Below are 20256 nucleotides of genomic sequence, written 5' to 3'. Positions count from 1 at the left end.
GCTCGGGGTCGTGGCGGCGACCGGCGTCGGTGCCACCGCATTGTTCGCCTCGGCCCATTTCTTGTCCATGATGTACCAGACGTCCCACTGCCCGTGGAGGATGGGGTTTGGCGAGCTGAGGACGAAATCGACGGTGTAGTCGTCGACCTTGACGACTTTGGCGTCGGCGGGGAGACGGTTCTGCAAGTTCGAGCCCGGGGCGCGCACCCGGTCGGCGGAGAACACCACGTCATCAGCGGTGAAGGGATCGCCATTGTGGAATTTCACACCCTTGCGCAAATGGAAGCGCCAGCGGGTCGGCTCCGGTATTTCCCAGCTTTCGGCCAAGGCCGGGATGATCTTCAGGTCCTTGTCCCGCTCGACGAGACCCTCATAGACATGGCCGAGATGGGCGTGGGTGGTGCTTTCATTCAGCGTGTAGGGATCAAGCGATTTCAGCTCGCCTTGGTTGGCGTAGCGCAGTGTCTGGCTGATGGCCGGTGAGACCGCCAACGCAAGCGCCGAGGCAAGCGTCATCGCTAAAAGACCCTGACGTACCGACATTCTTGACCCTCTCCACTCTGCCGTGCCGTGATTTTTGATTGTTCGGCCGGTTGATGAATCCATGTTGCCCAGAGTTTTTGCACCGTGCAAGCGCCATTCCAGCAAGGAACGCGCCAACTTGCGCCGCTGTGCAGCAATGCTGACCGATAGTCCGACAGATCGCCCGCCGGCGACATTCGACTTTTGATTGACCATATTGACTGATTGCGGGATGGGCCATGTGGCGCCCGCATCAGGTCGCTTGCGTCGCACCACAACTCGCGGTGATACTGCGGCAGGGCCGCCCGAATCCGATCAGGAGGGGACATGAAGGTTAACATCGAAATTGACTGCACCCCTCTCGAGGCCCGCCAGTTCTTCGGGTTGCCCGACGTGGGGCCGATGCAGACGGCGGTGATGGACAAGTTGCAGCAGCAGGTGCTGAGCAACATCGAAAAGGTCTCGCCGGAATCGCTGATCCAGAGCTGGTTCACCTTCGATCCGAAGATCGCCGAGCAGTTTCAGAACATGTTCGTGACGATGGCCGGTCTCGGTGCCCCGCGCAGCAGCGACAAGAAGAAATAATGCCGGCCGGGCAGGACGGAGCAGAGGTGCCGCCCCGGCTTCGTCCGCCGGGCCTCGGGCTCCTGCTCGCGGAGGCGCGCGGCCTGTTCGAATTCAACGCCAGCCTGTTCCTGTCGCCGCTTCTGATGCAGGCGCCAAAGGGCGACGGCCATCCGGTGCTGGCACTGCCGGGCTTTCTCGCCAGCGACCTCTCGATGGCGCCGATGCGCCGCTATCTACGCGAACTCGGCTATGACGCCCAGGCCTGGCGCATGGGCCGCAATCTCGGCGGGCTGGCGCGCGTCCGGGACTCGCTTCGTGTCCGCCTGGCGGAAATTCATGCCGCGACCGGGCGCAAGGTAAGCCTCGTCGGATGGAGCCTTGGCGGCGTCTATGCCCGCGACCTCGCGCTGCAGGCGCCCGAGATGGTCCGCTATGTCGTCACGCTCGGCAGCCCCTTCGCCAATGACGTGCGGGCGACCAATGCGACGCGGCTCTACGAGACGCTGTCGGGCGAACGGGTCGAGGACTTTTCCGAGCTGCGCGAGGCCATCGCCGGCGACCTGCCGGTGCCGAGCAGCTCGATCTTTTCGCGCAGCGACGGGATCGTGCACTGGCAAACCTGCCAGTGCCGGCCCTGCGAGCGTGCCGAGAACATCGAGGTCTATTTCGCCAGCCACATCGGGCTCGGCGTCAACCCCGCAGCGCTCTGGGCCGTGGCCGATCGGCTGGCGCAACCGGAAGGGGAGTTCTGGCCATTCGACCGGGCGGCAGGCCCGTTTGCCATTGCATATGCCCCGCCGGCCCCTACAGTGTCGGCCTGACAAGAAGCGCCGGTAAGGCGCCTGTCCAATGTAAGTCGGAGGGAACTATGGGTGACGGTAAGAAGCTGTCGTCGCTGGATGCGTCGTTTCTCTATCTCGAAACGCCGGAGATGCCGATGCATGTCGGCAGCATGGCGATCTTTCGCCTGCCTGACGACTACAAGGGCGACTTCTTCGAAGACTTTAAGGCGATGATCGCCTCGCGGTTGCACATCGCGCCGATCCTGAAAGCACGCCTCGAAAAGGCGCCGCTCGACATCGACCATCCCTCCTGGGTCGAGGACGACCAGTTCGACATCGACCGTCACATCTTCCGCGCCAGCCTGCCGGCGCCGCGCGACCGCGCCACCCTCGAGCGCATCGTCGGCTGGATGCATGCCAAGCTGTTGAACCGCGCCCGTCCGCTCTGGGAGTTCTACGTGTTCGAGGGCATGAAGGACAACGAGGTCGGTCTCTATTCCAAGATGCACCATGCCGCCATCGACGGCGGCGCCGGCGCGGCCTTGACCAACATGATCTACGACATCTCGCCGATCCCGCGGACGGTCGATCCGCCGGTGGGCGGTGCGAAGCCCGGCCAGGAGCCGCGCGACATCGCCGCCAATCTGCTCGATTCCTACCAGCAACTCTTCACCCAGCCGCTCGAGGCCTCGCAAGCCGCCAAGAACCTGCAACTGCCGCGCACGGGCAAGAGCGATATCGGCTCGATCCTATTCGACAATGCGATGTACCAGATCGAAAGCGCGGTGCGCTTTGCCGGTAACATTCCGACCGTGCTCAAGAGCGTCTCCGACGTGCTCGGCAAGATATCCGATCCGAACTCGCGCGAAAGCCTTGCCAGCATGGTCTCGCCACCGACCATGCTCAACAAGTCGATCTCTTCCGAGCGCAGCTTTGCCGGCGTCTCGATCCCGCTCTCGCGTGCCAAGGCGCTCGCCAAGCAGGCCGGCGGCAAGCTCAATGACGTGGTGCTCGCGCTCGCCTCCGGCGTGGTGCGGCGCTATCTCCAGCAATACGGCACGCTGCCCGCGAAATCGCTCACCGCGGCGGTGCCGATCTCGCTCCGCGAGGAGGGCAATACCGAGGCCAACAATCAGGTGTTCGGCATGATCTGCTCGATCGCCACCAATGTCGACGATCCCAAGGGACGGCTTGAGGCGATCATCGCACAGTCGACCAAGGCCAAGGAGATGTCGCATCCACTGCGCGCGCTGATGCCGCAGGTCTCCAACATCTCGATGCTTGGCGCGCCGATGATGACGCAGATCCTGGCGCTGCTCTACAGCCGCTCGAACCTGTCGGACGTGCTGCCGCCGGCCGCCAACATCACCGTCTCCAACGTGCCGGGGCCGCGGCAGACGCTCTATGCCGCGGGTGCCGAGCTGCTGCACATCTATCCGGTGTCGATCTCCACCCACGGGCAGGCGCTCAACATCACCGTGCAGAGCTATCGCGACCAGCTCGATTTCGGCTTCATTGTCGGCGCCAACATCATCCCGCATGTGCAGGTGATGTGCGACATGCTGCCGGAAGAGTTTGCCGCGCTGGAAGCGGCCTACGCGCCGCCTGCGACCGACGTCAAGGGCGCCGCCGAGTAGGAAAGTTTGCCAGGAAGCCCATGATGATTGAAATGCCGCCGCTCAAGTTCGTGCAGACGAACGGAATTCGCATGGGCTATTACGAGGCGGGCCCGAAGAGCGACAAGCCGCCGATGGTGCTGTGCCACGGCTGGCCGGAGCTCGCCTTCTCCTGGCGTCACCAGATCAAGGCGCTGAGCGAGGCCGGCATCCGCGTGATCGCGCCGGACCAGCGCGGCTATGGCGCGACCGATCGGCCGGAGCCGGTCGAGGACTACGACATGGAACACCTGACCGGCGATCTCGTCGGTCTGCTCGACTATCTCGAGATCGACAAGGCGATCTTCGTCGGCCACGACTGGGGCGGCTTCATCGTCTGGCAGATGCCGCTGCGCCACCTTTCGCGGGTCGCCGGCGTCGTCGGCGTGAACACGCCGCATTGGGACCGTGCGCCGGCCGATCCGATCGAGCTGTTCCGCAAGCGGTTCGGCGATCAGATGTACATCGTGCAGTTCCAGGACCCGGCGCGCGAGCCGGACAGGATTTTTGGCAGCCGCGTCGAGCAGACCTTCGATGCCTTCATGCGCAAGCCGCTGCCACGGCCGGACGCGAAGCCGACCGAGCCGCCCGTTGCAGGGGTCGGAGCGTCGTCGAAAACCAACCTCGCGTTTCCGCAGATGATTGCGGCCTACGATGCAAAATTCGATGCGCGCACGCCGATCCTGTCGGCCGAGGAGAAGAAGGTGTTCGTCGATGCCTTCACCAAGACCGGCTTCACCGGCGGCATCAACTGGTACCGCAACTTTACCCGCAACTGGCAGAACTCCAAGGAGCTGGATCATCACGTGCGCGTGCCGTCGCTGATGATCATGGCCGAGAACGACGCGGTGCTGCCGCCCTCGGCGGCAGACGGCATGGAGAGGCTGGTGCCGGATCTCGAAAAATATCTGGTGCGGGATAGCGGCCATTGGACGCAGCAGGAAAAGCCGGAAGAGGTCAGCGCCAAGCTGATCGAATGGCGTAGAAGGCGGTTTGGGTGACGACGCGGTCATCGGTGTGAGTTGAGCTGTCGTTCCGGGGCGGTCCGAAGGACCGAACCCGGAACCTCGAGATTCCGGGTTCGATGCTGCGCATCGCCCCGGAATGACGCAATTGGGGGAAGCGCACTTAATGTCATCCAAGAACCGTCTGGACCCGATCCCGCATCCGCCGACCAAACCGGTGGTCGGCAACATGCTGTCGCTGGATTCGGCTGCACCCGTGCAGCATCTGACGCGTCTCGCCAAGGAGCTAGGTCCGATCTTCTGGCTCGACATGATGGGGGCGCCGATCGTCATCGTCTCAGGCCATGACCTCGTCGACGAGCTCTCGGACGAGAAGCGCTTCGACAAGGTGGTGCGCGGCGCGCTGCGCCGGGTGCGCGCCGTCGGTGGCGATGGTCTCTTCACGGCCGACACCAACGAACCGAACTGGAGCAAGGCCCACAACATCCTGCTCCAGCCGTTCGGCAACCGGGCCATGCAATCCTATCACCCGAGCATGGTCGATATCGCAGAGCAGCTCGTCAAGAAATGGGAGCGGCTCAACGCGGACGACGAGATCGACGTCGTCCACGACATGACCGCGCTGACGCTGGATACGATCGGTCTGTGTGGCTTCGACTACCGCTTCAATTCCTTCTACCGGCGCGACTACCATCCCTTCGTCGAGTCGCTGGTGCGCTCGCTCGAGACCATCATGATGACCCGCGGCCTGCCGTTCGAGCAGCTCTGGATGCAGAAGCGGCGGAAGACGCTTGCCGAGGACGTGGCCTTCATGAACAAGATGGTCGATGAGATCATCGCCGAACGGCGCAAAAGCGCGGAAGGCTCGGACGACAAGAAGGACATGCTCGCGGCCATGATGACCGGCGTCGACCGCTCGACCGGCCAGCAGCTCGACGACGTCAACATCCGCTACCAGATCAATACGTTCCTGATCGCGGGACACGAGACCACCAGCGGTCTGTTGTCCTACACCATCTACGCGCTGCTCAAGCACCCGGACATTCTCAAGAAAGCCTATGACGAGGTCGACCGCGTCTTCGGTCCCGACGTCAATGCCAGGCCGACCTATCAGCAGGTCACGCAGCTCACCTACATCACGCAGGTTTTGAAGGAGGCGCTGCGGCTGTGGCCGCCCGCGCCCGCCTACGGCATCTCGCCGCTGAAGGACGAGACCATCGGTGGAGGCAAGTACAAGCTGAAGAAGGGCACCTTCACCACAATCCTGGTGACCGCGCTGCATCGCGATTCCAGCATCTGGGGACCCAACCCCGATGCGTTCGATCCCGAGAACTTCAGCCGCGAGGCGGAAGCCAAGCGTCCCGTCAATGCCTGGAAGCCGTTCGGCAACGGCCAGCGCGCCTGCATCGGTCGGGGCTTTGCCATGCACGAGGCCGCACTTGCGCTCGGCATGATCCTCCAGCGCTTTAGGCTGATCGACCACCAGCGTTACCAGATGCACCTGAAGGAAACGCTGACCATCAAGCCGGAAGGCTTCAAGATCAAGGTCCATGCGCGCGCCGATCGCGAACGCGCCGCCTATTCCGGCGCTGCGACAGCGACCACGAGTGCCGGTGCGGCTGTACCACGCGCCACCACGCGCCCCGGGCACAACACGCCGCTGCTGGTGCTCTATGGCTCCAATCTCGGCACGGCTGAAGAGCTGGCGATGCGCGTTGCCGATCTTGCTCAGGTCAACGGCTTTGCCAGCAAGCTCGCACCGCTGGACGATTACGCCGGCAAGCTGCCGGAGGAGGGCGGTGTGCTGATCTTCTGCGCCTCCTACAACGGCGCGCCGCCGGACAATGCCACGCAGTTCGTCAAATGGCTCCATGGCGAGATGCCGAAGGACGCGCTCTCAAAAGTGAGCTACGCCGTATTCGGTTGCGGCAACAGCGACTGGGCCGCCACCTATCAATCCGTGCCGCGCTTCATCGACGAGCAACTGGCTGCGCATGGCGCGCGCAGCCTCTATGCGCGCGGCGAGGGTGATGCGCGGAGCGATCTCGATGGCCAGTTTGAGACATGGTTCGCCGCCGCCGCGCCCGCGGCCGTGAAGGAGTGGGGGCTGACGGCGGACTTCCGCCGCAACGCCGACGATGAGCCGCTCTACAAGGTCGAGCCGGTCGCACCAGGTGCGGTCAACGCGATCGCTGCGCTCGGCGGCACGGCGGCGATGAAAGTCCTGGTCAACCACGAGCTTCAGAGCAAGAGCGGTCCCAACCCGTCCGAGCGCTCGACTCGCCATATCGAGGTGCAGTTGCCGCAAGGCGTGAGCTACCGCGTCGGTGATCATCTCAGCGTGGTGCCGCGCAACGATCCGGCACTGGTTGACGCCGTGGCGCGCCGCTTCGGCTTCCTGCCGGCCGACCAGATCAAGCTCGCGGTGGCTGAAGGTCGCCGCGCGCAATTGCCGGTCGGCGAGAGCGTGTCCGTCGGTCAGCTCCTCACCGATTTCGTCGAGCTCCAGCAGGTCGCGACGCGCAAGCAGATCCAGATCATGTCGGAGCACACGCGCTGCCCGGTGACCAAGCCGAAGCTGCTTGCCTGCGTCGGAGACGACGCGGAGGCTGGCGAGCGCTACCGTGCCGAGATCCTGGCCAAGCGCAAATCGGTATTCGATCTCTTGGTCGAGCATCCGGCCTGCGAGCTGCCGTTCCATGTCTATCTCGAAATGCTCTCGCTGCTGGCGCCGCGCTATTACTCGATCTCGTCCTCGCCGTCGGTCGATACTGCGCGATGCAGCGTCACCGTCGGCGTGGTCGGCGGGCCGGCTGCTTCAGGTCGCGGCATCTACAAGGGCATCTGCTCGAATTATCTCAGCGATCGCCGCGCCGGCGACACGATCTACGCCACGGTGCGTGAGACCAAGGCAGGGTTCCGTCTGCCGGATGATTCGTCAGTGCCGATCATCATGATCGGCCCCGGCACGGGGCTTGCGCCGTTCCGCGGTTTCCTCCAGGAGCGCGCCGCGCGAAAAGCCAAGGGTGCGGCGCTGGGGCCGGCAATGCTGTTCTTCGGCTGCCGCCACCCCGACCAGGATTTTCTTTATGCCGATGAATTGAAGGCATTGGCCGCGAGCGGCGTCACCGAGCTGTTCACTGCATTCTCGCGTGCCGAGGGGCCGAAAACCTATGTGCAGCACGTGCTGGCCGCGCAGAAGGACAAGGCGTGGGGCCTGATCGAGCAGGGCGCGATCGTCTATGTCTGCGGCGATGGCAGCAAGATGGAGCCCGACGTGAAGGCCGCACTGGTGACCATCTATCGCGAGAAGAGTGGCAGCGACACTGCCGCTGGCACGCGCTGGATCGAGGAGCTCGGCGCGAGGAACCGCTACGTGCTCGACGTCTGGGCGGGCGGATAGCCGCCGGCCTCGATCGTGCTAAACGTTGCGCATGATTCCCTGGGAAAAAATCGATACCACTCGGATTCCCGGCTCCGATGGCGAGCTTCGCCTGATGCGCCGCGGCAAAGAGTTCTCCATCATGCTCGGTACCAACGAGCTGATGAACAGCCGCCTGTCGGGCTCGGAGGCCGCACTCGCGACGCTTGCAGCCAAACAGATCGAGAAGGTAGCCAAACCCGTTGTCCTCATCGGCGGATTGGGGATGGGATTTACGCTACGTGCGGCGCTTGCCGTGCTCGGAAGCAAGGCGCTGATCGTGGTGGCCGAGCTGGTCCCTGCCGTGGTGGCATGGGCGCGAGGTCCGATGGCCGAGATTTTTGGCGACAGTCTCAACGACTCTCGCGTTGACATACGTGAAACAGATGTTGGGCAGTTGATCGAAGGGCATCCGCTCGGGTTCGATGCGATCCTGCTTGACGTCGACAATGGTCCGGAAGGTCTCACCCGCAAGGCCAATGACGCCTTGTACGATGCCGCGGGGTTGAAAAAAGCTCACACGGCGCTGCGGCGGGGCGGCGTGCTCGCCGTCTGGTCATCCGGGCCGCATGCGAAATTTTCACGCCATCTTCGCGCCGCGGGCTTCGAGGTCAACGAAGTCAACGTCCGCGCCACCGGAAAAGGCGGTGGCGCGCGCCATGTAATCTGGATCGCGGGGAAAGGTTAGGCCGCTTTCGCCGCGGCGCCATGGGCGTGCTTGGCGACTGCGTCGATGATTTGCGGCCAGAAGCGCATCGGCAGTGCGTGCCCCATGCCGTCGATCATCAGAAGTGTTGCGTTGGGGATCGATGCTGCGGTGTCCTTGCCGCCTTCGGGGTGCACCAGCGGATCCACGGTACCGTGGATGACCAGCGTCGGCGTCTTCACGCCGTGCAAGCGCTCCTTGCGGCTGCCCGAGGCGAGCACGGCGCGAAGCTGCCGACCGACGCCGGCCGGATTGAGCCCGCGCGCGAATACGCGTTCCGCGCGGCCGGGATCGAGCGCCTCTTCCTCCGGAAAATGGCCTGCGCGCAGCACTTTCCAGGTCTGGCCGTAGCGGACGATGAATTCCTCCTTGCTGCGCGGCGGCGGTGCCATCAGCATGGCAGCCGCCTCGCGGGTCGGCGGCGGCACGCGGGGATTGCCCGTCGTCGACATGATCGAGGTGAGCGAGCGCACGCGTTGCGGAAACGACAGCGTGATCTCCTGCGCGATCATGCCACCCATCGAGGCGCCAACGACATGTGCCGACTTGATCCCGAGCGCATCCATCAGGCCGACCGTGTCCCTGGCCATGTCGATCAGCTTGTAGGTTGCGGCCACCGGAATCTTCAGGAGGCGCAGCTTCAACAGCTCGAACGGCGTCAGCCGCTTGCCGCCGGTCAGATGGCTGGACTTGCCGATGTCGCGATTGTCGAAGCGGATCACGCGAAAGCCACGTGCGGCGAGCTGTTCGCAGAACGCGTCGTCCCAGTGGATCATCTGGGCCCCTAACCCCATGATCAGCAGCAGAGGTTCGGCGTTGTCGTTGCCGAAAATCTCGTAGCAGATGTCGATGCCGTTGGTGCGGACGGTCTGCGGCGGCTGATGAGCGGAAGCATTCACGGGCGTGTTCCCCCTTGCTGGCGACCAACGTTGTATCGCACGGTTTGCCGCTGCAAAGAAGCCGCGTGCGCGACAACAGGCCGCCGCTCGTGGGTTGACCCGCCCGTCACAACGGTGTGGTATGGCGGGAAAAGAAGGGCAACACAGCCCTCGACCTGGAGGACGCCGATGACCGACAAGATCAATGATCCGGTCGCCTTGTGGCAGAAGATGATTGGCGAGATGGAGAAAGGCTTCAACTCGTTCGCCACCAAAGCGATGGAGACGCCCGAATTCTCGCAGGCCATGAACCGGGCCGGCGGCGCTGCTGCGGGTGCTCAGAAGCAATTCGGCGATCTCATGGAGAAATACCTTCTCTCGATGAATCTGCCGAGCCGCGAGCAGATGACCGGCATTGCCGAACGGCTGCAATCCATCGAAAGCCAGCTCGCCGAGATCAGGTCGATGCTGAGCCAGATGTCGGCTGCATCAGGCACGACGCAGTCGGGCGGCGCACCGCGGCCGCCGCGCACCAAGCGTCCGCCATCCGAAAGCGGAGAGCAAAAATGAATGCGCCGACGGGACTTGATTTCGCAGAGATCCCGGAGCGCATCCAGTCCGAGGTGCAGCGCGCCATCATGCGCAGCATCAAGGGCGTCGAATATTTCTCGACCTCAGGTCCCACCCTCGGTTCGACTCCGAAGGACGTGCTGCATTCGCGCGGCACGATGAGCCTCTATCACTACCGCCCGATGTCGGACGAAATCTACCGCGTGCCGGTGCTGATCGTGATGGCCACCACCAACCGCGGGTACATCCTCGATCTCGTGCCGGGCCAGAGCTTCATCGAGTTTCTGCTCAAACGCGGCTACGACGTCTACATGCTCGACTGGACCGCGCCGCGGCCGGAGGAGAAGAGCCTGGCGATGGAGCACTACGTCCTCGACTTCATCCCCGATTGCATCCGCCGCGTGCAGCAGGATTCCGGCGAGCAGGACGTCTCCATCATTGGCTATTGCTTCGGCGGCGTCCTTTCGCTGCTCTACGGCTCGATTGTGAACGACGGGCCGATGAAGAATCTGATCTGCTTCACCACGCCCATCGATTTCCGCGAGATGAAGCTGTTCTCAAATTTCTCCGACCGCCGCTATTTCGACGTCGATCGTCTCGTCGACAGCGTCGGCAATGTACCGCCGGAGATGATCCTGTCCTCCTTCGAGTTGCTTCGCCCGGCCTCGCGCGCGGTAAGCCAGATCCAACTCTGGGAGAACATCTGGAACGACGAGTTCGTCAAGTCCTACCGGATGTTCGACCGCTGGGCGACCGACACGCTGCCGCTCGCCGGCGAATATTTCCGCGCCATCACCAAGGACCTGATGTGGGACAACAAGCTCTTCAACGACACCATGTCGGTCGGGGGACGCGCGGCAAAGCTGGAAAACATCAAGGTGCCGATCCTGCACGCGGTCGCCGAGCACGATCACATCGTGCCGTATGACGCCGCAAAGCACCTGATCACGAGGATCGGGTCCGAGGACAAGGAAGAGGTGATGCTGAAGGGCGGCCACGTCTCGCTCGTCGCGGGTGCCAACGCGATCAAGCGGCTATGGCCGAAGCTGGACTCCTGGCTGGGGAAGAGGTCGACATGAGTGAAGCCCGTTCCTATCCGCGTTACGTCAAGACGGATGCTGGAGACGTCGAGATCCGCCTGATGTCCCCGGCGGATGAAGCCGCCGTGCTCGCCTTCGGCAAGGCGCTGCCAACGCATGATCTCCTGTTCTTGCCGCGCAACATCAGCGAGCCGAAGGTGCTCTCGGCCTGGGTCAAGGAGATCGAGCGCGGTGCGATTCAAAGCCTGCTGGCGGTGAGGGGTGGCACGGTCGTCGGCTGCGGCACGCTGGTACGTGACCCCCATTCCTGGTCGCCCCATGTCGGCGAGATCCGGATGGTGGTGTCATCAGACGTGCGCGGGAAGGGAGTTGGACGGGCAGTGTCGCAGGAGACGTTTGCGCTCGCGCTCGGTGCCGGCCTTGAAAAGCTCTCGGTCCAGATGACGGTCGACCAGCAGGCAGCGATCGCGCTGTTCGAGAGCCTTGGCTTCAAGGCCGAAGCGCTGCTGCGCGACCATGTCCGGGATATCGAAGGCAAGACCCACGACATCGTCGTGCTCGGGCACAACATCGCGCAGGTCCAGGCCCAGATGGAGGCATACGGGCTGCCAGGCGCCGTCCGGCATTAGAATCCGGCAATCAGACCCAGTTTGGATGCAACGGATCCCGAAATGGCTAGGGAGGCATCACAATGCCTTCCGTTGAGGCTGTTCACGATCTCGTGATATCGCAGTGCAATATGGATATTGCATCGCACAATTAACTGTGCCATATAAGGCGTGCCCCGGGCCAATCCGGACGGGGTGAGCCCATAGCTCAAACAATTGAGGATGGAGAGACCCCCATGACGACCGAAACCAACACCGCTTTCGAGGGCTTCAAGGACGCGTTCAAGAACATCCAGAACCTGGAAGTTCCCGAGGCTGCCCGCGAATTCGTCAAGAAGACTGCCAACACCGCCAAGGATCGTGCTGCCGAGGTTTTCGCTGGCTCCGAGCGGGTGACCGCCGCCATCGAGAACGCGGCTGCTGACTCCATCACCGAGGCCGGCAAGATCAGCCGCAACATCCAGCAGGCGATCTACGAGGACGCAGAGGCGTTCTTCTCCGGCATCGACAAGCTCGCTTCGGCCAAGTCGGTCAGCGAAGCCGTCGAGATCCAGTCCAGCCTGCTCCGTGCCCGCGGCGAAGCGTTCGTCTCGCGCGCCAAGGCGACCACCGACTATCTCGGCAAGCTCGCCGCCAATGGCGCGAAGTCCGCTCAGGACAATTTCGCGAAGGTCTACAACAAGACCGCCTAAGTGCGTTGAGTTCAGCAATTGAGTTTTTAAGGCCCGCTTCGGCGGGCCTTGTTTTTTGGACGACTGTCATTGCGGGGAGTGAAGCGACGAAGCAATCCAGAGTCTTTCCGCGCGAAGATTCTGGATTGCTTCGCTTCGCTCGCAATGACGGGTACTGTGATCCAGTCATGACCACATCCGGCACCTTCTCCTTCGATGTCCCCGGCGACGCCGAGCGCGCAGCCGAGCTGCGGCGCGTGAAGGCGCTGGCGACGTTCGTGCTGGCCTCGACGCTCGCGCTGTTCGTGGTCGCGAAATGGCTGCTCAACGTGCACCCCGTATTCGGCTTCATCGCGGCGTTTGCGGAAGCCGCGACCATCGGCGGGCTCGCCGACTGGTACGCCGTTGTGGCGCTGTTCAAGCGGCCGCTCGGCCTGCCGATCCCGCATACCGCGATCATCCAGAGCAATCAGGCCCGCATCGCCGACAAGCTCGGCGAATTCATCCAGCTGCATTTCCTCGAGGCGGGTCCGGTCGAGGCGAAGCTGAAGGAAATCGACTTCGGCTCCTTCATTGCCGACTGGCTGCGCGATCGCAAGCGCAGCGACGATCTCGCGCGCTTTGCGCTGCGGCTGTTGCCGGAGGCTTTCTCCGCAACGGAAAGCTCGGGCCTGATGACCTTCATCATCCGCCGCATGTCCTCGCAACTGCAGGCCATCGACCTCGCGCCGCTTGCGGCCGGGACGTTGCGCGGCTTCGTGGCGGAGGGGCGACACCAGGTCCTGTTCGACGATCTCCTGCGCGTCATGCACGACACGCTGACGGGCAAGGAGACCATGGCGATGATCCGCGAGAAGGTGCGCGCGGAGCTGCCGACTTTGCTCACGCTATACCGTGCCGACAAGTTTTTGGTGAACAAGATCGTGGCCTCAGCCAGCGCCTTCTTCGAGGAGGTGCGCAGCGATCCCAAGCATCCGTTCCGCGGCGAGTTCGACCGCATGGTGCTGACCTTCGTCGACCGGCTCGGCACCGACCAGACGTATATCGACCGCATCGACGGTCTGAAGCGGGATCTCCTGGCGCGGCCCGAGCTTGCTGACCTTGCGCGCACAGTGTGGGCCAACACGCGCGCCTTCATCGAACGCAGTGCCTCCGGCGAGACGCAAGTGCTCCAGCATCATCTTGCAGGCATGTTCGTCGCGGCCGGAGAGGCGCTCGCGGGCGATGCGGAGCTGCGCGGCGAGATCAACAAAGGCCTGGTCACGGTGCTGCGCAGCTTCATCGCCGACCAGAAGAGCGGCGTCTCGACCTTCATCTCCGACCAGGTCAAGTCGTGGAATATGACGCAGTTGATTTCGCTGATCGAAATCAACATCGGCCGCGACCTGCAATACATCCGCTTCAACGGCTCGATGATCGGCGGGCTGGCGGGTCTTGCGCTCTACTCCGTAGAATTCCTGCTTCGATTGCTGTGACTTTTGCGTCACGACCGTTAGCATTAACGCGCGGGCCTATTGTCGCTCCCGATTTCCCCGGCTTGAATGTCGGGAACCGGCCGCCTAGTTGATTCATGTTGCGCTGCGGAACGATCAAGAAGCCGGCGTCTTGGAATTCATGCCCATTGACCGGCACCGCGGCCGGCGCCTTCAGAGGAAATAGTGATGACCGCTACTGCCCAGACGCTGCGTCCGCCGTCCCGCACCCTGATGTTTCTGGAGGGCCGGGCGATCCACGAGCTCGGCGCCTTCCTCGGCGCGCTACCGCTCCTAAGCCTCGCGGCGCGTGGCGACGGCCATCCGGTGCTGGTGCTGCCCGGCCTCGTCGCATCCGACGCCTCGACGCGTCCTCTGCGTTCCTTCCTGAAGGGCAAGGGCTATGCGGTGAGCGGCTGGCGCCAGGGCCGCAACTATGGCCTGCGCCCGGGCGTGCAGCATGCGATGGTCGATCTGGTCCAGGAGCTCAGCGACACCCATGGTCGCAAGATCAGCCTGGTCGGCTGGAGCCTGGGCGGCCTCTATGCGCGCCAGCTTGCCAAGATGATGCCGGAGCGCGTACGCCAGGTGATCACGCTCGGCAGTCCCTTTGCGGGCGATCCGCGCTCGACCAATGCCTGGCGCGTCTATGAATGGGCGAGCGGTCGCAAAGCCGACGAGGTCGATCCGCGTTTCGGCGGCGACCTCGCCGTTCCGCCGCCGGTGCCGACCACCGCCATCTTCAGCCGTACCGACGGCGTCTGCGCCTGGCAGGGCTGCATGGAGAAGACGGGCGCTGAGAGCGAGAGCATCGAGGTCGAGAGCAGCCATTGCGGCATGGGGCACCATCCTGCGGCGGTCTACGCGGTGGCTGATCGTCTGGCGCAGAAAGAGGGCCAGTGGCAGCCCTTCGATCGCGGCGGCTGGCGCAGCCTGGTCTACCCGGATCCGCATCGCTGAGCGGGCCTGCATGGTTCGAGACGCGCGGCTTTGCCGCGCTCCTCACCATGAGGGTTGAGATCGAATCTCTAACGGTAGCTGTTCGACCTCATCCTGAGGATCGAGCCCAGCTTTGGCATTAGCGCAAATCGCGCTATGCCTGACGCATGGCGCATCCGCTTTCCCGCATCATCGACCAGCTCAAGCGCGAGCCGTCGCGCACCGGCTCCATCGTCATCACCGTGTTCGGCGATGCCATCGTGCCGCGCGGCGGTTCGGTGTGGCTCGGCACGTTGCTCGAATTTTTTGAAGGTCTCGACATCGACAGCGGCGTCGTCCGCACTGCGATGTCGCGGCTTGCCGCCGACGGCTGGTTGACGCGCGAGAAAGTCGGCCGCAATAGTTTCTATCGCCTCGCTGAAAAAGGCCGCCAGACCTTCGAGGCCGCGACGCGCCACATCTACGATCCGCCGCCATCCGACTGGACCGGCCGCTTCGAACTGCTGCTGATCGCCAATGGCGAGGACCGCGACGCCTCGCGTGAAGCGCTGCGCAATGCCGGCTTTGGCAGCCCGTTGCCCGGCGTATGGGTTGCGCCATCGGGCGTGGCGGTGCCTGACGAGGCTGCCGGCGCGATCCGCCTCGAGGTCTCGGCCGAGGATGACAGCGGCCGCCGCCTGCTCCGCGCGAGCTGGCCGCTTGATCGTACGGCCGATGCCTATCTCAGATTCATGAAGATGTTCGAGCCGTTGCGCGCCGCGATTGCGCGCGGCACTGACCTCGCCGACGCCGACGCTTTCACCGCGCGCATCCTGCTGATCCACTACTACCGCCGCGTCGTGCTGCGCGATCCACTCCTGCCAGGTGAATTGTTGCCGGCGGACTGGCCGGGCAGGGCGGCTCGCGAGCTCTGTGCTGAGATCTATCGCGCACTGCTCGCCCCGTCGGAACAATGGCTTGATGGTCATGGAACCAATGAAAAGGGGTCATTGCCGGCCGCCCGGAAGCTCCTGGAAAGGAGATTCGAGGTTTGAGTTTATGTTACAGAAATATCTTGCATGATCTAATTTCTGTTATATCTTGCCTCCCAATAAATCGGGAGGATGCGCATGTACACCCAGGCGCTGAATACGGCCGAGGCCGATGATCGCGGCCTCGAGGATGCCGCCAAGGCTGCACAGTTCCAGGCGCGCGTCGATGCCGAGGAGCGCATCGAGCCGAACGACTGGATGCCGGCGGCCTATCGCAAGACGCTCACCCGTCAGATCTCCCAGCACGCTCATTCCGAAATCGTCGGCATGCTGCCCGAGGGCAATTGGATCACCCGCGCGCCGACGCTGCGCCGCAAGGCGGCGCTGCTTGCGAAAGTGCAGGACGAATGTGGCCACGGGCTCTATCTCTATGCCGCCGCCGAGACGCTCGGCTCCTCGCGCGAGGAGCTCGTCGATGCGATGCTCGCCGGCAAGGCCAAGTATTCCTCGATCTTCAATTATCCGACGCTGACCTGGGCCGATATCGGTACCATCGGCTGGCTGGTTGACGGCGCCGCGATCATGAACCAGATCCCGCTGTGCCGCTGCTCCTATGGCCCCTACGCCCGCGCGATGATCCGCGTCTGCAAGGAAGAGTCCTTCCACCAGCGCCAGGGCTACGAGATCATGCTGACGCTGTGCCGCGGCTCGGATGAGCAGAAGGCGATGGCGCAGGACGCATTGAATCGCTGGTGGTGGCCGGTGCTGATGATGTTCGGCCCGCCCGATGCCGCGAGCCAGCACAGCGATGCCTCGACGAAATGGAAGATCAAGCGCTTCTCCAATGACGAGCTGCGCCAGAAGTTCGTCGATGCGACCGTGCCGCAGGCGCAGTATCTCGGCCTTACCATTCCCGACCCCGGCATGACGCAGGATGACGACGGGCACTGGCGCTACAGCGAGATCGACTGGACCGAATTCAAGCAGGTGCTCGCCGGCAACGGCCCCTGCAACCGCGACCGCATCGCCGCGCGCCGCAAGGCGCATGACGAGGGCGCCTGGGTGCGCGAGGCAGCAGCTAGCTATGCAGCCAAGCGCCTGCATCGCCAGACCGCGCAAGCCGCCGAATAGGGAGATCACGATGACGACGCCGAACACGCCGCTGTGGGAAGTCTTCATCCGCAGCCGCAACGGTCTTGCGCACAAGCATGTCGGCTCGCTGCATGCGAGCGACGCCACCATGGCCTTGCAAGCCGCGCGCGACATCTACACCCGTCGCGGCGAAGGTTTGTCGATCTGGGTCGTGCCGTCCACTGCCATTACGGCGAGTGATCCCGCCGAGAAGGGCATGATGTTCGAGCCGGCGGAATCCAAGATCTACCGGCACCCGACGTTTTACGAGGTGCCGGAAGAAGTGGGGCACATGTGATGCCCGTCGCCAACATCCAGGTCTCCGAGACGCCGCTGGTGCTCTACGCCCTGCGCCGCGCCGATGATGCGTTGATCCTCGGGCATCGGCTGTCGGAATGGTGCGGACACGCGCCGATGCTGGAAGAGGACATGGCACTCTCCAACATCGCGCTCGACCTCATCGGCCACGCCCGCGAGGTCTACACCTATGCGGCCAAGGTCGAAGGCAAAAGCAATGACGAGGACAAGCTCGCCTACCTGCGTGATGTCAGGCAGTACCGCAACCTGCTGCTGGTCGAGCAGCCGAACGGTGACTTCGCCCAGACTCTGGTGCGGCAGTTCTTCTATTCCGCCTTCGCAGATCTCTATTGGCGGGCGATGATGAATTCGTGCGATGCGACGCTCGCTGCGATTGCCGCCAAGTCCGAGAAGGAAAGCGCCTATCATTTGCGCCATGCCTCGGAATGGATCATCCGCCTCGGCGACGGAACCGAGGAGAGCCACGCGCGTGCGCAAGGAGCGATCGATCACCTCTGGGCCTTCACCGGCGAGATGTTTGCCGTCGACGAAGGCGAGCGCGGCCTGATCGATGCCGGCATCGCGATCGATCCGGCGACGTTGCGCGATCGCTGGCTGACGACGCTCTCCGATGTCGTCCGCGAGGCGACACTCACGCTACCGCAAAACAGCTGGATGCAGCAGGGTGGCCGCGTGGGCCGACACAGCGAGCATCTCGGCCATCTCCTCAGCGAGTTGCAGTCGATGCAGCGGACCTTCCCGGGATTGACATGGTGACGGCTCTCGACAGCGAGAGCGATCTGCGCCAGCGCGCATGGAACGCTGCGGCAACCGTGGTCGATCCGGAGATCCCGGTGCTGACCATTGCCGATCTCGGCGTGCTGCGGGATGTTGTCGTTGACGGTGATCGCGTCGAGGTCGCGATCACGCCGACCTATTCGGGCTGCCCGGCGATGAACATGATCGCGCTCGAAATCGAGCTGGCGCTGGAGCGCGCCGGTTTCGCGCGGCCCAAGGTGCGCACGGTCTTGTCGCCGGCCTGGACCACCGACTGGATGAGCGAGGACGGCCGCCAGAAACTCCGCGCCTATGGCATCGCGCCGCCGCAGGCCTCGAGCTCGCGTCGTGCGCTGTTCGGCGAGCAAGCCGTCGCATGTCCGCAATGCGGCTCTGTGCATACCGAGCTGTTGTCCGAATTCGGCTCGACCTCCTGCAAGGCGCTCTGGCGCTGCAAGTCCTGCCGCGAACCGTTCGATTATTTCAAGTGCCATTGAGAAACGCACAATGCCAGCCCATCGTCATTGCGAGCGAAGCAATCCAGACTGTCTCCTCGGAGGGATTCTGGATTGCGTCGTCGCTTCGCTCCCCGCAATGACGGCGGTGGGCCAAATCTAGGTGTCCACGGTGTCCGCAGCCGCACCACGTTTTCATCGCCTCACCGTCAACGACCTCCGTCGCGAAGCCTCGGACGCCGTGTCGATGACCTTCGTCATTCCGCGCGAGCTCGCGAGCGACTATACTTTCACGCCCGGTCAGTATCTGACGCTCCGCACCATGCTCGACGGTGAGGAGGTGCGCCGCTCCTATTCGATCTGCTCGGGTCCTGACGACGGTGAGCTTCGCATCGCCGTGAAGAAAGTCGACGGTGGCGCGTTTTCGAATTGGGCCGCGGACGAATTGAAGTGCGGCGACGAGCTCGACGTGATGACGCCGACCGGGCGCTTCGGTGCGATCCCGCAAGGCGACGCCGCGCGCGTCCATGTCGGCTTTGCCGCGGGGTCTGGCATCACGCCGATCCTCTCGATCGTGAAAGGCGTGCTGGCGCGCGAACCCAGGAGCCGCTTCTTCCTGTTCTACGGCAACCGCGCGACCGACAACATCATGTTCCTGGAGGCGCTCGAGGAACTCAAGGACCGGTTCATCGATCGGCTCTCGATCTTCCACGTCATCTCCGGCGAGGAGCAGGATATCCCGATCCTGCATGGCCGGCTCGACGGCGAGAAGGTGAGGGTGCTGCTGCGCTCGCTCGTACCGGCCGCGAGCGTCGATCACGTCTTCGTCTGCGGCCCCCTTGGCATGAGCGAGGAGATCGAGGCGACCTGCCGCGACCTCGGCATTGCGGACGATCGCATCCACGTCGAGCGCTTCGTGTCCGAGTTCGGCGGCAAGCCGCGTCCGAAGAAGGAGGTCGCAGTCGATGCGCCGCCCAAGGCCGTCGCGTCGCTGATCATCGACGGCAAGCGCCGCGATGTTCCGGTCGCCGAGGACGAAGCCATCCTCGATGCCGCACTGCGCGCCGGCGTCGATCTGCCGTTTGCCTGCAAGGGCGGCATGTGCTCGACCTGCCGCGCCAAGCTGGTCGAGGGCGAGGCGCCGATGGACATCAACTATTCGCTGGAGCCTTGGGAGCTGAAGGCGGGCTTCGTCCTGACTTGCCAGGCAAAACCCTCGTCGGAGCGGGTCGTGGTCGACTACGACCATGTCTGAGAAGGTGCATCAGAACCTGATGGTGCAAATGCGTCGCATTATTTGACAGTCTTGAGCGATCGGCAGAACATCGCACACAAAAATAACAAGTGGGAGACGCGAGTGAACGTCAAAGCAGCCCTGTCACCGGAAGACGTCGCCCGCGCCTGCGCCGATGCGATGTGGGCGGAGGACGATGCCTCGCAAGGTCTCGGCATGGAGGTCGTCGAGATCGGCCCGGGCTTTGCGACGCTGGCGATGACGGTGCGGCCGGACATGGTCAACGGCCAGCGCATCGCCCATGGCGGCTTCATCTTCACGCTCGCGGATTCCGCCTTCGCGTTCGCCTGCAACTCGCACAATGAACGCGTCGTCGCGGCGCAAGGTCAGATCACATTCATCCGGCCGGGCAAGCTCGGTGATCGCCTCATTGCAAGAGCGCGCGAGGTCACCCGCAGCGGCCGCTCCGGCATCTATGACGTGCGCGTCACCGCCGGCGAGGCCGTCATCGCCGAATTCCGCGGGCATTCGCGTGTCATTCCCGGCACGTGGCTGCCACCGCAGGATCAGTGAACACAAAAACAAATAAATGATG

The 20256-nt window shown here is 63.6% G+C and carries 21 protein-coding genes; 19 read left to right on the top strand and 2 right to left on the bottom strand.

The window, feature by feature from the left end:
- Nucleotides 1-543, bottom strand: a 543-nt coding sequence (locus SO180_RS34475) for an ABC transporter substrate-binding protein (protein WP_449383275.1), incomplete at its 3' end; no start/stop codon positions are given.
- Nucleotides 544-849: 306 nt separating this feature from the next.
- Here SO180_RS34475 and SO180_RS34470 point away from each other — a divergent pair.
- The 6 genes from SO180_RS34470 (at nt 850) to SO180_RS34445 (ending at nt 8600) form a co-directional block, all read left to right on the top strand.
- Nucleotides 850-1107: a DUF6489 family protein gene (locus tag SO180_RS34470; protein WP_449383274.1), complete on the top strand. Its 258-nt coding sequence runs from the start codon at nt 850-852 to the stop codon at nt 1105-1107.
- Nucleotides 1107-1910, top strand: a complete 804-nt coding sequence (locus SO180_RS34465; protein ID WP_449383273.1) for an esterase/lipase family protein — start codon at nt 1107-1109, stop codon at nt 1908-1910. Before SO180_RS34470 ends, SO180_RS34465 begins: the two co-directional genes overlap by 1 nt.
- A gap of 47 nt (nt 1911-1957) precedes the next feature.
- Nucleotides 1958-3508, top strand: coding sequence for a WS/DGAT/MGAT family O-acyltransferase (locus tag SO180_RS34460; protein ID WP_449383272.1), 1551 nt, complete (start codon nt 1958-1960; stop codon nt 3506-3508).
- Nucleotides 3509-3531: 23 nt separating this feature from the next.
- The gene (locus SO180_RS34455; protein ID WP_449383277.1) at nt 3532-4527 is read left to right on the top strand and encodes an alpha/beta fold hydrolase; all 996 of its coding nucleotides are present in this window, start codon (nt 3532-3534) and stop codon (nt 4525-4527) included.
- Nucleotides 4528-4657: 130 nt separating this feature from the next.
- Nucleotides 4658-7894 carry a bifunctional cytochrome P450/NADPH--P450 reductase gene (locus SO180_RS34450; protein ID WP_449383271.1) on the top strand — a complete coding sequence of 1079 codons (3237 nt, stop codon included), beginning with the start codon at nt 4658-4660 and terminating at the stop codon, nt 7892-7894.
- 31 nt (nt 7895-7925) lie between these two features.
- Nucleotides 7926-8600 carry a polyamine aminopropyltransferase gene (locus tag SO180_RS34445; RefSeq protein WP_449383276.1) on the top strand — a complete coding sequence of 225 codons (675 nt, stop codon included), beginning with the start codon at nt 7926-7928 and terminating at the stop codon, nt 8598-8600.
- Here the strand turns inward: SO180_RS34445 and SO180_RS34440 are convergent.
- Nucleotides 8597-9517, bottom strand: a complete 921-nt coding sequence (locus tag SO180_RS34440) for an alpha/beta fold hydrolase (RefSeq protein ID WP_449383270.1) — start codon at nt 9515-9517, stop codon at nt 8597-8599. The two genes, SO180_RS34445 and SO180_RS34440, sit on opposite strands and share 4 nt — an antisense overlap.
- Nucleotides 9518-9685: 168 nt before the next feature.
- Between SO180_RS34440 and SO180_RS34435 the strand changes: the two genes are divergently transcribed.
- The 13 genes from SO180_RS34435 (at nt 9686) to paaI (ending at nt 20234) form a co-directional block, all read left to right on the top strand.
- Nucleotides 9686-10066 (top strand): hypothetical protein, encoded by a 381-nt coding sequence (locus SO180_RS34435; protein ID WP_449383269.1) that lies wholly within the window; start codon nt 9686-9688, stop codon nt 10064-10066.
- Nucleotides 10063-11145: an alpha/beta fold hydrolase gene (locus tag SO180_RS34430; RefSeq protein WP_449383268.1), complete on the top strand. Its 1083-nt coding sequence runs from the start codon at nt 10063-10065 to the stop codon at nt 11143-11145. The genes SO180_RS34435 and SO180_RS34430 overlap by 4 nt, the downstream gene beginning before the upstream one ends.
- Nucleotides 11142-11735, top strand: a complete 594-nt coding sequence (locus SO180_RS34425; protein WP_449383267.1) for a GNAT family N-acetyltransferase — start codon at nt 11142-11144, stop codon at nt 11733-11735. The genes SO180_RS34430 and SO180_RS34425 overlap by 4 nt, the downstream gene beginning before the upstream one ends.
- A 215-nt stretch (nt 11736-11950) precedes the next feature.
- Entirely contained in the window at nt 11951-12406 is a 456-nt protein-coding gene (locus SO180_RS34420; protein WP_449383266.1) for a phasin, read from the top strand.
- 167 nt (nt 12407-12573) lie between these two features.
- Nucleotides 12574-13860, top strand: coding sequence for a DUF445 domain-containing protein (locus SO180_RS34415; protein ID WP_449383265.1), 1287 nt, complete (start codon nt 12574-12576; stop codon nt 13858-13860).
- 186 nt (nt 13861-14046) lie between these two features.
- Entirely contained in the window at nt 14047-14817 is a 771-nt protein-coding gene (locus SO180_RS34410) for an esterase/lipase family protein (RefSeq protein ID WP_449383264.1), read from the top strand.
- A gap of 146 nt (nt 14818-14963) precedes the next feature.
- Complete coding sequence (gene paaX / locus SO180_RS34405) at nt 14964-15830, top strand: phenylacetic acid degradation operon negative regulatory protein PaaX (protein WP_449383263.1); 867 nt, start codon at nt 14964-14966, stop codon at nt 15828-15830.
- Between the two features lie 75 nt (nt 15831-15905).
- A complete protein-coding gene (gene paaA, locus SO180_RS34400) occupies nt 15906-16898 on the top strand; it encodes a 1,2-phenylacetyl-CoA epoxidase subunit PaaA (protein WP_449383262.1) in 993 nt (330 codons plus the stop codon).
- A gap of 10 nt (nt 16899-16908) precedes the next feature.
- Nucleotides 16909-17196 (top strand): 1,2-phenylacetyl-CoA epoxidase subunit PaaB, encoded by a 288-nt coding sequence (paaB, locus tag SO180_RS34395; RefSeq protein ID WP_092186062.1) that lies wholly within the window; start codon nt 16909-16911, stop codon nt 17194-17196.
- On the top strand, nt 17196-17972 hold the full coding sequence (paaC, locus tag SO180_RS34390; RefSeq protein WP_449383261.1) for a 1,2-phenylacetyl-CoA epoxidase subunit PaaC: 777 nt from the start codon (nt 17196-17198) through the stop codon (nt 17970-17972). Before paaB ends, paaC begins: the two co-directional genes overlap by 1 nt.
- A complete protein-coding gene (gene paaD, locus SO180_RS34385) occupies nt 17966-18469 on the top strand; it encodes a 1,2-phenylacetyl-CoA epoxidase subunit PaaD (RefSeq protein ID WP_449383260.1) in 504 nt (167 codons plus the stop codon). Before paaC ends, paaD begins: the two co-directional genes overlap by 7 nt.
- Nucleotides 18470-18599: 130 nt before the next feature.
- Nucleotides 18600-19682, top strand: coding sequence for a 1,2-phenylacetyl-CoA epoxidase subunit PaaE (gene paaE / locus SO180_RS34380; protein ID WP_449383259.1), 1083 nt, complete (start codon nt 18600-18602; stop codon nt 19680-19682).
- Nucleotides 19683-19784: 102 nt separating this feature from the next.
- The gene (gene paaI, locus SO180_RS34375; protein WP_449383258.1) at nt 19785-20234 is read left to right on the top strand and encodes a hydroxyphenylacetyl-CoA thioesterase PaaI; all 450 of its coding nucleotides are present in this window, start codon (nt 19785-19787) and stop codon (nt 20232-20234) included.
- The last annotated feature ends 22 nt before the right edge of the window (nt 20235-20256 follow it).

The sequence above is a fragment of the Bradyrhizobium sp. UFLA05-112 genome, assembly GCF_053572325.1.
The sequence above is the reverse complement of the archived record's forward strand: the minus strand, read 5'-3'. Positions and strand labels throughout refer to the sequence as shown.

What these genes read in the sequence shown, in the direction of transcription:
- SO180_RS34425 (WP_449383267.1), top strand. Translation starts at nt 11,142, where the DNA reads ATGAGTGAAGCCCGTTCCTATCCGCGTTACGTCAAGACGGATGCTGGA.
- paaX (WP_449383263.1), top strand. Translation starts at nt 14,964, where the DNA reads ATGGCGCATCCGCTTTCCCGCATCATCGACCAGCTCAAGCGCGAGCCG.
- SO180_RS34465 (WP_449383273.1), top strand. Translation starts at nt 1,107, where the DNA reads ATGCCGGCCGGGCAGGACGGAGCAGAGGTGCCGCCCCGGCTTCGTCCG.
- paaD (WP_449383260.1), top strand. Translation starts at nt 17,966, where the DNA reads ATGGTGACGGCTCTCGACAGCGAGAGCGATCTGCGCCAGCGCGCATGG.
- SO180_RS34460 (WP_449383272.1), top strand. Translation starts at nt 1,958, where the DNA reads ATGGGTGACGGTAAGAAGCTGTCGTCGCTGGATGCGTCGTTTCTCTAT.
- SO180_RS34450 (WP_449383271.1), top strand. Translation starts at nt 4,658, where the DNA reads ATGTCATCCAAGAACCGTCTGGACCCGATCCCGCATCCGCCGACCAAA.
- paaA (WP_449383262.1), top strand. Translation starts at nt 15,906, where the DNA reads ATGTACACCCAGGCGCTGAATACGGCCGAGGCCGATGATCGCGGCCTC.
- SO180_RS34415 (WP_449383265.1), top strand. Translation starts at nt 12,574, where the DNA reads ATGACCACATCCGGCACCTTCTCCTTCGATGTCCCCGGCGACGCCGAG.
- SO180_RS34445 (WP_449383276.1), top strand. Translation starts at nt 7,926, where the DNA reads ATGATTCCCTGGGAAAAAATCGATACCACTCGGATTCCCGGCTCCGAT.
- paaB (WP_092186062.1), top strand. Translation starts at nt 16,909, where the DNA reads ATGACGACGCCGAACACGCCGCTGTGGGAAGTCTTCATCCGCAGCCGC.
- SO180_RS34410 (WP_449383264.1), top strand. Translation starts at nt 14,047, where the DNA reads ATGACCGCTACTGCCCAGACGCTGCGTCCGCCGTCCCGCACCCTGATG.
- SO180_RS34470 (WP_449383274.1), top strand. Translation starts at nt 850, where the DNA reads ATGAAGGTTAACATCGAAATTGACTGCACCCCTCTCGAGGCCCGCCAG.
- SO180_RS34420 (WP_449383266.1), top strand. Translation starts at nt 11,951, where the DNA reads ATGACGACCGAAACCAACACCGCTTTCGAGGGCTTCAAGGACGCGTTC.
- SO180_RS34435 (WP_449383269.1), top strand. Translation starts at nt 9,686, where the DNA reads ATGACCGACAAGATCAATGATCCGGTCGCCTTGTGGCAGAAGATGATT.
- SO180_RS34430 (WP_449383268.1), top strand. Translation starts at nt 10,063, where the DNA reads ATGAATGCGCCGACGGGACTTGATTTCGCAGAGATCCCGGAGCGCATC.
- paaC (WP_449383261.1), top strand. Translation starts at nt 17,196, where the DNA reads ATGCCCGTCGCCAACATCCAGGTCTCCGAGACGCCGCTGGTGCTCTAC.
- SO180_RS34455 (WP_449383277.1), top strand. Translation starts at nt 3,532, where the DNA reads ATGATTGAAATGCCGCCGCTCAAGTTCGTGCAGACGAACGGAATTCGC.